Annotated in this window: 9 protein-coding genes; 4 read left to right on the top strand and 5 right to left on the bottom strand. The window is 50.5% G+C overall.

The genetic code is table 11. The features are described from left to right. Position 1 precedes the first annotated feature (1 nt). From ACQY6I_RS13655 to ACQY6I_RS13635, 5 genes are all read right to left on the bottom strand, one after another. Positions 2-847 (bottom strand): DUF692 domain-containing protein, encoded by an 846-nt coding sequence (locus ACQY6I_RS13655; protein WP_428242047.1) that lies wholly within the window; start codon positions 845-847, stop codon positions 2-4. Positions 848-960: 113 nt separating this feature from the next. After that, positions 961-1,221 carry a hypothetical protein gene (locus tag ACQY6I_RS13650; RefSeq protein WP_428242046.1) on the bottom strand — a complete coding sequence of 87 codons (261 nt, stop codon included), beginning with the start codon at positions 1,219-1,221 and terminating at the stop codon, positions 961-963. Between the two features lie 254 nt (positions 1,222-1,475). Then, positions 1,476-3,200: a BNR repeat-containing protein gene (locus tag ACQY6I_RS13645; RefSeq protein ID WP_428242045.1), complete on the bottom strand. Its 1,725-nt coding sequence runs from the start codon at positions 3,198-3,200 to the stop codon at positions 1,476-1,478. Positions 3,201-3,408: 208 nt separating this feature from the next. Beyond that, positions 3,409-4,704, bottom strand: coding sequence for an L-rhamnose catabolism isomerase (rhaI, locus tag ACQY6I_RS13640; protein WP_428242044.1), 1,296 nt, complete (start codon positions 4,702-4,704; stop codon positions 3,409-3,411). 19 nt (positions 4,705-4,723) lie between these two features. Then, on the bottom strand, positions 4,724-6,823 hold the full coding sequence (locus ACQY6I_RS13635; protein ID WP_428242043.1) for a bifunctional rhamnulose-1-phosphate aldolase/short-chain dehydrogenase: 2,100 nt from the start codon (positions 6,821-6,823) through the stop codon (positions 4,724-4,726). A gap of 337 nt (positions 6,824-7,160) precedes the next feature. On the opposite strand from ACQY6I_RS13635, the gene ACQY6I_RS13630 reads away from it, so the two are divergent. The 4 genes from ACQY6I_RS13630 to ACQY6I_RS13615 all read left to right on the top strand — a co-directional run bounded on the left by ACQY6I_RS13630 (position 7,161) and on the right by ACQY6I_RS13615 (position 11,708). Next, positions 7,161-7,961 carry a DeoR/GlpR family DNA-binding transcription regulator gene (locus ACQY6I_RS13630; RefSeq protein ID WP_428242042.1) on the top strand — a complete coding sequence of 267 codons (801 nt, stop codon included), beginning with the start codon at positions 7,161-7,163 and terminating at the stop codon, positions 7,959-7,961. A gap of 120 nt (positions 7,962-8,081) precedes the next feature. Then, positions 8,082-9,074 (top strand): rhamnose ABC transporter substrate-binding protein, encoded by a 993-nt coding sequence (rhaS, locus tag ACQY6I_RS13625; protein WP_428242041.1) that lies wholly within the window; start codon positions 8,082-8,084, stop codon positions 9,072-9,074. A 136-nt stretch (positions 9,075-9,210) separates the two neighbouring features. Next, positions 9,211-10,716: a sugar ABC transporter ATP-binding protein gene (locus tag ACQY6I_RS13620; protein WP_428242040.1), complete on the top strand. Its 1,506-nt coding sequence runs from the start codon at positions 9,211-9,213 to the stop codon at positions 10,714-10,716. Further along, on the top strand, positions 10,713-11,708 hold the full coding sequence (locus tag ACQY6I_RS13615; RefSeq protein ID WP_428242039.1) for an ABC transporter permease: 996 nt from the start codon (positions 10,713-10,715) through the stop codon (positions 11,706-11,708). The genes ACQY6I_RS13620 and ACQY6I_RS13615 overlap by 4 nt, the downstream gene beginning before the upstream one ends. The last annotated feature ends 3 nt before the right edge of the window (positions 11,709-11,711 follow it).

Genomic DNA, 11,711 nt, shown 5'->3' with positions numbered 1-11,711 from the left:
ATCAGCCTGCTTTGGTGAACGGTTTTGACGCATTTTCGCCGATCTCCCGAAGGGTGCTCAGCTCGCTCATCAGTTCCTCCAGAGGAGGCATATTGTCGTCCCGCTCTATCATGGCGGAGACTTTACCGAATCGTTGAACAGCCTGATGATAAAGTTGCCAGACCGGATCGGTCACCGGCGCGTCATGGGTATCGATCACGTAATCGCCGTAGTCAGAATGACCGGCCACATGAAACTGCACAACCCGATCAATAGGAATGCCATTGAGATAATCCATCGGATCAAATCCGTGATTACGGGCGCTGACATAAACGTTGTTCACATCGAGCAGCAACCAGCAGTCAGCCTCTTTGGCGACAGCGGCCACAAATTCCCATTCTTCCATATCTGAGGTTTTAAAATTGACATAACTGGATAAATTTTCCAGCAGTATCCGACGGCCCAGAACCTCCTGTACCTGACGAACCCGGTTTGCCACGTGACGAACGCTTTCTTCGTTATAGGGAATAGGCAGCAGATCATGGGTGTTGTGGGCATTGAGTCCGGTCCAGCACAAATGGTCTGATACCCATAACGGGTTGACCCGTTCAATCAAGGTTTGCAGTCTGGCCAGATAGTCGTAATTCAATGGAGCCGTGGAGGCGATGGAAAGAGAAACACCATGCATCGCAATCGGATAAAACTCTCTGATGCGATCCAGAAAGTGTAATGGTTTACCACCTTCCACCATAAAGTTTTCGCTGATGACTTCAAACCAGTCGACCGGTGGACGGGTGTCGAGTATTTCGGAATAATAATCCGGGCGCAAACCAAGACCATAACCCGCGAAATCTGGACGTTCATGCATGATGTCGTACTCTTGATATTTGTTGACATGATATGAACATGGCGCATTCATGACTCTCATTACAACCGGACATGAATGCGTTCATGGCACGTTAAACTGCCGTAAGCCTTTCTTTATTTAACCGTTCCGCCAAGGTTTTTACAAAGATCCTTATCCATTTTCAGGAAACCCTGACCTTTGCAGCTTCCCATGCCTTTACAGTCATTATTGGCTGTTTTGCAGTCGTTATGACCTTTACACGCGTTTACTCCCCAGCACTGTACTTCAGCGCTTTTGGCTGAAACCAGGCCAGATGTCAGGGCAGTTGTTGTAAACAGAGAAGCAGCAGCAATCGCTAGAGCAGCACCGGTCAGTTTGTTACGAGACTTGTTCATGTTTAAATCCTTAATATGTTAACGATGGAGTCAGTTATTGTTCGTTCCACTGATGTGGTAACAGTAACTTTGACTGTGGGGTAATCTGAAAGTTCCCGAAAATATAATTTTTTTTTAACCGATACTGGCGCTGGGTGATATGAGGTCCCGTTTCTGGAATGATGGAAACAAACGGGTGACTGACAAGGGAAATCCCCGGGGATAATGTCTCCGGGGATCTGCAGGTCTTTCTGAAGTGAAGCTGTTTTTCCTATTTATTTATAGTAACAGGACTTCCACACACCACTGACAGGATCGCCAAAGGCGCTGTTGCTGCAGCTGATACCATCACTGTGCTGACCATAAAAATAGTGGCCATTAGCACCGTAACGAACTGTACGGATACCCTGAAACTGACAGGTTTGGTTCTCACCAGCACAATACATCCATGGTCGTGCACTTTCATCCTGGTTTAGCTGGATTTCGCAGGTTTTTTCAACTCCGTAAATCGGATCTCCAAATACACGGTTGCTACATTCTGCAACATCCGTAAACGTACCGCTGTTATAGGCTCCATCATAACCATAGCGAACCTCACGGGTACCGCTGAATTCACATTGCTGACCTTCATTGGCACACAGAGACCAACCTTGGAATGGACGGCCATTGAGCTGATATTTGAGAATGGCAATGTCGCCGGATGTCTGTTTGACGGTGCCTTTCTGGGCATACACATATAATTCATCCCGACCTTGTTTGAGGCCATAAAAATCGATTAAAGGTTCGGAGTGGGTATAGCGGCTGTTGTCATCCAGGTTGACGACGGTCCAGTCAGTATAATGCTTGTCTGCCGAGGCAGAGGCGATTTGAATATTAGGCATGATGGCATAGAGGTTGCCATCTTTATCATAAGCAAGTTTGGAGCGGTTATCCCAGATCTTGGTTTTGATGCCGGTGTCCATTTGCGACCATTGACCTTGGGTGTCGCGCCAGTAATGAACTTGTCTGTTGCTGCCGTCGATATCTCTGCGGGCCAAAACGTGTACGCGCCCCTGCAGATCCACTACCATGGCTTCCTGGTTTATCAGTCCGGAATTGGTGGGAATGGTCCATATTTTCACGTCAGAATCCCGGGTGATAAAAGACTGCCCCGTGACTGCAACCAGTCTTCCGGCATTATTACGCCAGGTCCGACCATAATCATCGCTGTAGGCGTACATGATGTCATGGTTGGAATTGCCGCCAAAATTTTCCCGCCACACCCAGGCAGCATGCAAACGGTTGTGGGTATCAAACTGAATGCCAAAAAAGTAGGCATTGGCATCACCACCGTTGTAGCTGTTTTCGATAAACTTGCCCAGTTCTGTCCAATGGCCGTCATTGTTATAGCGCCACAACCAGCTTTCGCCATTGCCGCTCTGGCCAATACGGCCTTCAAATATCGTGGTGCCATCGCTGGCGGTGATAAAACGTGGGTAGGTTAATGGGTTGACGGTGCCGTTATCCAGGTGACTCTGAACACTGGAAAACAAGGCACTGTTCCAGCTGTAGCTAGTTGGGTAATTGGCGACTCCGGCCACTGACAGACGATAGTGCAGGTCGCTGTCATGATGATCAAAAGACACATGAATACGACCATCCCGAGGTGATATGCCCAGGGAAATGTTGTTATGGTTATCATTTTCGGTCTGTGTGTAATCACTCAGAGTCAGGCTATCCCAGTTGCCGCCAGGAAGCTGTCGACGCCTGATCTCCACCTGGCGGTTGTGGTTGTAATACGCAGCATATTGCCATCCACCGTAACTGATCACGGAATCCTGAGAGTAGGACATACTACTCAGATAACCATCACCATAGCGATCATCCCACCAGGTTGTGGCATCGGTGGTCATGATGGATTCTTCGGTTTTACTGACACTGGGAGCGGAATGTGCCGGCATGGTCACCAGGGGCGTTGAGAGGGGGATCAGCAGGGCTGGAATTGAGACAAATATTTTCATGATATTGATGACTCTGATTGTAGGTTATTGTTGTGCCAGAGGGACTGGCATGATTAACGACCCGGCAATCGATACCGGGTGAATCGCACACAATAAAACTCCTCCAGATCAGGGAGATGTGGTACAGCAGGGAGATATTGTTATTCTTGTGTTACTGACAGTATACCGTCTGCCCGTAGCCAGCAGGCAGACATGATGGGCTTGACGGCTAAATGATTCCGGAACCGGAAGGCTGTTTGTCGGTTGGTCGTTGTTGGGCACATTGCTGTCGGTAGGCACTGGCCCGATAACAGGCAATCGGGTCAATCGCGCCGCCGCTTTGCATGCGGGCCATTTGTAAGATCGGTTCGACATCCAGATTATAGGCCGCTTTCAGTGTTGCCTGTGCCATGAGGGGATCATTATTGTCCTGGTGCTGCGATAACGCTGTGCGGTCCACCAGTAGTGCCTTGATGTAGGCTCGTTGTACTTCAGCGGCACTGTAGATCAGGCTTTCAATCGGGTCGGTCACATTGTGGGATTGATCGAGCATGTAGAACGGCGAAAATGACGGCATATTGCCTTGAATATCAACCAATTCATTAAAGACCAGAAACAGTTGATAAGGATTAATCGAACCGCTGTCGAGATCATCATCGCCATATTTGCTGTCATTGAAATGAAAACCACCCAGTTTGCCAAACTGCGCCAGACGGGAAACAATCATCTCGATATTGACATTGGGAGCATGATGGCCGAGATCGACAAGACACAGGCAACGTTCGCCGGTTTCTTTGGCTGCGAGGTAGCTGCTGCCCCAGTCCTGAATGACGGTGGAATAAAAAGCCGGCTCAAACATTTTGTGTTCCAGCAGCATATTCCAGTCGGATGGCAGCGCCTGATAAATCTGTCTGGCGCTTTCCAGGTAGCGACCAAAGGCGAGACTGAAATGCTGTTGACCGGGGAAATTGGAACCATCACCAATCCATACCGTTAATGCTTTGGAACCGAGCTGCTGGCCCAGTTCAATCACTTCGATATTGTGAGCAATCGCCAGTTGCCGAACCTCAGCGCGGGTATGCGTCAGGCTGCCGTATTTGTACGACAGATCCTGGTTGGCCTGATCCTGAAAGGTATTGGAATTCATGGCATCGAATCCCAGACCCAGAGCTTCGGCATATTGTTTTAATTCCCTGGGATCATCGGGTTTATCCCAGGGAATATGCAAAGAAATATTGGGAGTCATGCGTCCCAGCTGCTGAATCACCGAACAATCGTCCAGTTTTTCAAAAATATTGCGTGGTTCTCCGATACCGGGGAAACGGGCAAAGCGGGTGCCGCCGGTGCCCACTCCCCAGGACGGTAACGCTACCTGCAGCGTCTGCGCCTGAGCGGTCACTGTTGTAATATCGATATGCTGGCGCTGCAGTTTTTCCGCCAGCGCCTGATAATCCTGTTGCAGCCAGTCCTGGCGACGATGGTTTTCCTGCTGGATAAGATCTGTTGAGATTTTTGTGGTTGTCATCAGTCCTTCCTCCAATTGGTTAGCGGGTAAACGATGGGGCATGGCCCGCATCAACATTCAAAATGTTGCCAGTGGATTTGGCTGAGGCATCCGAGGCGAAAAAGTAAATGGCCTCGGCGATGTCCTCGGGCAACACATTCAACCTCAACAGACTACGCTGACGATAATGCTCTTCGAGTTCGTCAACAGACATGTTATAGGCACTGGCGCGTTCCTCCCGCCATTTTCCGGTCCATATTTTGGATCCCCGCAAGACTGCGTCCGGGTTTACCACATTGGCACGGATGCCCAGAGGCGCACCTTCCAGAGCAACACTGCGGGCCAATTGAATTTCCGCGGCTTTGGCGGTGCAGTAAGCGCTGGCATTGGCCGAAGCCACCAGACCATTTTTGCTTGATACGAAAATAATGTTGCCGGCTATATTCTGTTGTTTCATGACTTTAAAAGTTTCCCTGGTCACCAGAAAGTAGCCAGTCGACAGAATATCCTGATTTCGCTGCCATAGCTCCAGCGTGGTTTCGTCCAGTGGTGCTGAAGAGGCGATACCGGCATTGGAAACGAGAATGTCTACCCCGCCGAACGTCAGGCAGCAATGTTGGAGGGCGGCTGCCACTTCCTGCTCCTGAGTCACATCCATGGTGAAGCTGCTGATATTGTCCGCGCCGAAAGTGTCGCGAAAGTGAGATTCGGTGCGTGCCAGGCCTTCAGCATCTATGTCCAGCAATAACACGCAGGCACCTTCGCGGATCAACCGTGCGGCCGTCGCCTGACCGATACCACCGGCACCACCGGTTACCACAGCAACTCTGCCAGCAAGGGATTTGGGTTTGGGCTGGCGCTGTAATTTGGCTTCCTCCAGTAGCCAGTATTCAATGTTGAACGCCTGCTGTTCCGGTAACCCCATATAGTCACTCACGCCCGCTGCACCACGCATAACGTTGATGGCATTCAGATAGAATTCGCCGGCAATGCGGGCGGTCGCCTTATCTTTGGCAAACGACAACATGCCGACTCCTGGCACCAGATAAATGACTGGATTGGAGTCGCGCATGGCCGGGCTGTTTGGGTGCTTACAGCGTTCGTAATAGGCGGCATAATCCTGATTATAGGCTTGCAGCTGGGCGTCCAGACTGTCTATGACCTGGGCGAGATTGTCCTGCTCTGGGTTGTACTCCAGCACCAGTGGTTTGATTTTGGTTCGCAGGAAGTGATCCGGACAGGAAGTGCCCAGTTCTGCCAGTGAGATCAGGGCCTGGGAATTCACAAATTCCAGCACTTCCGGCGCATCATTGAAATGACCTATCTGACGCTGATGATGGCTGGTTTTGCCACGAATAATCGGCATCAGCTGACTGGCAATCTGCTGTCGTTTGGTGGCACTCAGACTCTCGTGGCGCTGACCGTTGAAGGCCGGTTGATTCTGCAGCTTCTGATCGAGCCATTGCTGCGCCCGGTTGATCATGGCCAGTGATGTTTCATAACAGCTTTTGGCATCGTTCGCCCAAGTGAACAGACCATGGGCCTCCAGCACGACGCCTTTCAGGTGTGGGTTTTCACGGGCAATCTGTTCCAGTTCCAGTCCCAGTTGAAAGCCTGGCCGACGCCAGGGTAACCAGCCGATATCCTGACCAAAAATCACTTCGGTCAGTTCCCGGCTGTTTTGGGAGGCTGCGACAGCAATCACCGCATCCGGATGCAGGTGGTCCACATGGGTGAACGGTACATAGGCGTGTAATGGTGTATCGATACTGGCCGCCCGGTTGTTCAGGTTGAAGGTGCAATGGGGCAGATAACCAACCATTTCATCCTCGTACTCTTCGCCCCGGTAAAGTGTTTTCAGGGTGTTGAGTTTGTCCAGGTATAAGGTGGCGAAACCATCCAGGCCCATGCTGCCGATATCCCCACCGGAGCCTTTAACCCAGAGTACGGTCACGGTTTCACCGCTGAGCGGATCTGACTGCTGGATTTTGGCAGAGGTATTGCCCCCGCCATAGTTGGTTACCCGTTTATCGCTACCCAGCAGGTTTGAACGATATAGCAGCAATTCCGCTTCTGACAGAGAGGCGGCTCTGGTGTCATCCCATAGGTTGGGAATTTGATTGTTATTGTTTGTTGGCATTCGGCACCTCGGTTTGACACAGCCCGCGTCATTTGCAATCCCGCTGACGGACCGTTGTTCATGGTTACTTTCCTCCAAAGACCGCGTTGTCGGGGTTTCTGGAATTGAATGGAAATGATCGTTGTTATATTTATTGTTTCATCAGTCTCGACCTTGACCGGAGATGACCGTTTTGACGCGTGTGTTAGCACAAAACAGCCGTTAGAATAGCCGGGATGATCGATAGTGATTGAAAATTATTGGTTTAATTATTTTTATTGTCAATATCGATCATAACATTGCAAAAAATGCTTGCAAATGAAAGATTGTGAAATATAGTGACGCAAGAGGATGCCTAATGCATGAAGTTGAACGTCATCGAATCATTCTGGCGGAAGTGGAAGAAAAACCGATTGCCACATTAAGTTATCTGGTGGATCTGCTCGGTGCATCGGAAGCGACCATTCGGCGTGATATCAATGATTTACATAAAAAAGGAAAGTTAAAAAAGGTGAGGGGAGGGGCAGAAGCCCTGCATCCACCGACCAATGTCAGCCTGGTTGGAAGGCCATATTCCGTTAACCAGACAATTAACGCCAGAGCCAAACGGCAAATTGCCCAGGCAGCGGTGGAATTGCTGGAGGATGGCATGTCCATTTCCATCAGCGGTGGGACCACCACCTACTTCATGTCAGAGTTCATGCGTACGCGCAAGCTGCAAGTATTGACCAATTCGTTTGTCATTGCCGAGCAGCTGGTCAAGCGCAGTAAATGTGTGGTGACGCTGCCGGGTGGCAGTATCTACCGGGATCAGAACATCATTTTGAGTCCATTCCCGGATGATATTTCCAGTCGATATTATGCTTCTCTGCTGTTTATTGGCGCTCATGGTGTGGGGCCTCAGGGCGTTATGGAAGCGGATCCTCAAATCGTGCAGGCGGTCATGAAACTGATGGATCAGGCCGAGTGCCGGGTGTTGTTGGTGGATAGCAGTAAATTTCAAAACCGCAGTAATCTGCTGGTATGTCCACTGACCAAAATAGATATCGTCATTACTGATGACGGTATCGATGCGAAAAGCCGAAAAATGATCGAGGCGGCGGGAAGCCAGCTGATGATCGCAAAAAATGATGTTGATAGTGTTGAGCCCGCTGGTTAAGCAATGCCGGTCGTCGCGGGTGCAACGCCTGGCCGGCCGGGGGCAACCGTAACCTGCTGATAAACCCAAGAACTGTTTATTGGCAGGCTAATAAAACAAAAATAAAAATCGGAGAGTACAATGCGAATTAACCTGTTGTCAGTCTTGCTGACTGTTCTGTCTTTGTTGCTGGTAAGCCCGGCGCATGCCGAAAATGTCCGTATTGCCCTGGTGGTCAAAGCTCTGGGGATCGGCTTCTTTGAAGCCGCCAATAAGGGGGCACAGGAGGCTGCCAAAGAACTCGGCGATGTAGAGGTGATTTATACTGGCCCGACATCCACGACGGCCGAAGGCCAGATTGAAGTGATCAGTTCTCTGATTGCCCAGAAAGTTGATGCCATTGCGGTATCAGCCAATGACCAGGATGCACTGGTACCCATTCTTCAGCGGGCACAAAAACGCGGTATTAAAGTCATTTCCTGGGATTCAGGTGTGGCTCCGGCCGGTCGTTCAATTCATCTTAACCCGTCCAGCAATGAACTCATCGGCCGTATGAATGTGAAGCTGGCGGCCGATGCGTTAAAAGCCAAAGGCGAAAGCAAGGGCGAGTGGGCCATTCTCAGTGCCTCGCCGACGGCGACCAATCAGAATATCTGGATTGAAGAAATGAAAAAAGCTGCGCCGGAATTTCCACAATTGACGCTGGTGGATACGGTTTATGGTGATGACCTGGCCGATAAAAGTTATCGTGAGGCAGTGGCTTTGATCCGTAATCATCCGGATCTGGATGTGATTGTCGCGCCAACGACCGTTGGTATTCTGGCAGCGGCTCAAGCGGTCAGTGATCAGAATCTGATTGGCAAAGTCTATGTCACCGGATTAGGACTGCCATCAGAACTGGCTGGGCACGTTGAGTCTGGTGCCATTCACAGTTTCGCCATATGGAATCCGATCGATCTTGGTTATTCTGCTACCTATATCGCCTACAATCTGGTCAAGGGTAAGGCGACTAACAGCGAAGTGGGTATGGGGCGCATGGGTACTGCCAAACTGGACAAAGATGGCAACGCCGCCATGTCAGACCCTTTTGTATATGATGCGACTAATGTGAAGGAATTTGCGTCGATTTTTTGATCCGGTATTTTGAAGGCTGCTGTGTTGGAGCAGCAGTCTTCTGTCACGATGTTGTGATCATAACAACGACTCGAAAGCGGGCGGGTCAGAGCGATGGCTCCGATTCACAAACCAACAACAATAAAAACAACGACTTATGCAACGAGATCAGGCAGTTTTGTCACTGCGGAATCTCACCAAAACTTTTCCGGGGGTCAAAGCCCTGGATGGTGTCAAACTGGATTTATATCCTGGTGAGGTGACCGCGCTGGTCGGTGAAAACGGTGCCGGCAAGTCCACTCTGGTGAAGACCATTACCGGAATTTATCAACCCGATGGCGGCGATATCTACGTTTGCGGTCAACCGGTTGTGATCCAAACACCCGAACAGGCCCGGCAACTGGGCATTACGGTGATCCATCAGGAAACCGTGTTGTTCGATGAATTAAATGTTGCTGAAAACATTTTTGCCGGAAATTATCTGACCAAGGGTCTGCTGAAACGCCTTGACTGGCCGCAGATGTATCAGCGTAGTCGTGAAATTCTGGCCCAGATCGATGCGCCGATTGATCCGCAAACGCCACTTAAAGAACTGAGTATCGCCCAGAAACATATGGTGGCCATTGCCCGGGCCTTGTCCGTGGATGCCCGAGTGGTGATTCTGGATGAGCCCACGGCCGCATTGTCTTATCACGAAATTGAAGAGCTGTATCGCATCATTGAACGCCTGAAGCAATCTTCCAAGGCGGTCATGTTTATCACCCATAAATTCGATGAAATTTTTGCCGTGGCTGATCGTTATGTGGTTTACCGCGACGGTAGTTTTGTGGGTGAAGGGTTGATCAGTAACGTCCGTGAGGAAGAACTGGTGGAAATGATGGTGGCCCGCAGTATCAAAGATGCTTATCCCAAGCAAACCGTCGACATCGGTGCGCCGATCATGCAGGTGGAAAATTTCTGTCATCCAAGTGAATTTACCAATATCAGCTTTGACGTTCACGCCGGAGAAATTCTTGGTTTCTACGGACTGGTCGGCTCGGGTCGTACTGAAGTGATGCAGGCTTTATATGGCCTTTCCAAAGCCGCTACTGGGCAGATTATGATTGACGGCAGTCAAACCCGGTTTCGTTCACCCGCAGAAGCCATAGCGGCTGGACTGGTATATGTGCCGGAAGAACGACAGCAGCAGGGTGTGGTGTTGAATTTGCCGATTTTTCAGAATATCAGTCTGCCGCAATTGAGTCGTTTGAACCGCTGGGGCTTTTTGAATGAGCAGTCTGAATATGAATTGGCCCGGGAATATGGCGAGCGCTTAAATGTTAAAGCCGCGAGCTGGAGTCAGGAGGTGGGTAATCTTTCCGGCGGCAATCAGCAAAAGGTGGTTATCGGCAAATGGCTGGCCACTCAACCGAAAGTCATCATCCTCGATGAACCGACCAAGGGTATCGATATCGCCTCCAAGGCAGCGGTGCATCGGTTTATGTCTGAACTGGTTGCCGAAGGACTGGCGGTGATTATGGTCAGTTCTGAATTACCTGAAATTCTCGGTATGGCGGACCGGATCATTGTCATGCATGAAGGTGTCATGGTGAAACATTTTCACCGAAGTGAAGCAAGCGCACAGAAAATTGTCAGCGCCGCAACGGGAGGGAAAGCCGCATGAAACCGTTATCGCTGATACGTCGTCGTGAAAGCTTTCTGGGAGTCGTTATCCTGGTATTGATTCTGGCAGTAGGGTTGATTACCCCAGAGTTTTTATCGGCCGGAAGCCTGCTCGGAGCCTTTAATGATACGTCTATTCTGATCATTCTGGCATTGGGGCAAATGCTGGTGATCGTCACCCGCTGCATTGATTTGTCCGTTGCTGCCAATGTGGCCCTGACGGGCATGGTGGTTGCCATGCTGAATGCCAGTTATCCGTTTATTGCCGTACCGTGGCTGTTGCTGCTGGCAATGACTTTGGGGGCAGTACTGGGAATGATCAACGGCTTGTTGGTCTGGCGTTTGGGAGTCCCGGCAATTGTCGTGACTCTGGGCACCATGAGTATTTATCGGGGGGCTGTATTTCTGCTCTCTCATGGAGCCTGGGTGAATGCCCATCAGATGAGTGCCGGATTTATTGAGTTTCCACGCACCACTATCGCCTGGTTGCCAGTGATGAGTTGGATTGCGCTGACGGTGGTTCTGGTGTTTTTCCTGCTCACCCGTTATTGGCGCTTCGGGCGTGATTTTTTCAGTGCCGGCGGTAACCCGACCGCGGCGTTTTATACCGGTATCGATGTTGGCCGGGTGCAGTTTCGGGCCTTTGTCATCTCCGGTCTGCTGGCCGGGCTGTGTGGTTACCTGTGGGTGTCCCGTTATGCGGTTGCCTATGTCGATGTGGCCAACGGCTTTGAGCTTCAGGTCGTCGCGGCCTGTGTGATTGGGGGAGTCAGTATTATGGGAGGAATCGGAACTGTTGTCGGTTGTGTACTCGGGGCTCTGTTTCTTGGGGTCATCAATAATGCCTTGCCCGTCATAGGCGTGTCACCGTTCTGGCAGATGGCCATATCCGGCGCGGTGATTATTGTCGCCGTGATCGCCAACTCTAGAGCTGAGCGTAGTAAAGGCCGGGTGATTTTACGGACTCCAACCTTAAACACGGCCAGAGGATAATCA

The organism is Gynuella sp. (genome assembly GCF_050297175.1).
Taxonomy (GTDB): Bacteria; Pseudomonadota; Gammaproteobacteria; order Pseudomonadales; family Natronospirillaceae; genus Gynuella.
Note: the sequence above shows the minus strand (reverse complement) of the source record. Positions and strands in the feature narration are given on the sequence as shown.

What these genes read in the sequence shown, in the direction of transcription:
- ACQY6I_RS13655 (WP_428242047.1), bottom strand. Translation starts at nt 847, where the DNA reads ATGCATGAACGTCCAGATTTCGCGGGTTATGGTCTTGGTTTGCGCCCG.
- ACQY6I_RS13650 (WP_428242046.1), bottom strand. Translation starts at nt 1,221, where the DNA reads ATGAACAAGTCTCGTAACAAACTGACCGGTGCTGCTCTAGCGATTGCT.
- ACQY6I_RS13645 (WP_428242045.1), bottom strand. Translation starts at nt 3,200, where the DNA reads ATGAAAATATTTGTCTCAATTCCAGCCCTGCTGATCCCCCTCTCAACG.
- rhaI (WP_428242044.1), bottom strand. Translation starts at nt 4,704, where the DNA reads ATGACAACCACAAAAATCTCAACAGATCTTATCCAGCAGGAAAACCAT.
- ACQY6I_RS13635 (WP_428242043.1), bottom strand. Translation starts at nt 6,823, where the DNA reads ATGCCAACAAACAATAACAATCAAATTCCCAACCTATGGGATGACACC.
- ACQY6I_RS13630 (WP_428242042.1), top strand. Translation starts at nt 7,161, where the DNA reads ATGCATGAAGTTGAACGTCATCGAATCATTCTGGCGGAAGTGGAAGAA.
- rhaS (WP_428242041.1), top strand. Translation starts at nt 8,082, where the DNA reads ATGCGAATTAACCTGTTGTCAGTCTTGCTGACTGTTCTGTCTTTGTTG.
- ACQY6I_RS13620 (WP_428242040.1), top strand. Translation starts at nt 9,211, where the DNA reads ATGCAACGAGATCAGGCAGTTTTGTCACTGCGGAATCTCACCAAAACT.
- ACQY6I_RS13615 (WP_428242039.1), top strand. Translation starts at nt 10,713, where the DNA reads ATGAAACCGTTATCGCTGATACGTCGTCGTGAAAGCTTTCTGGGAGTC.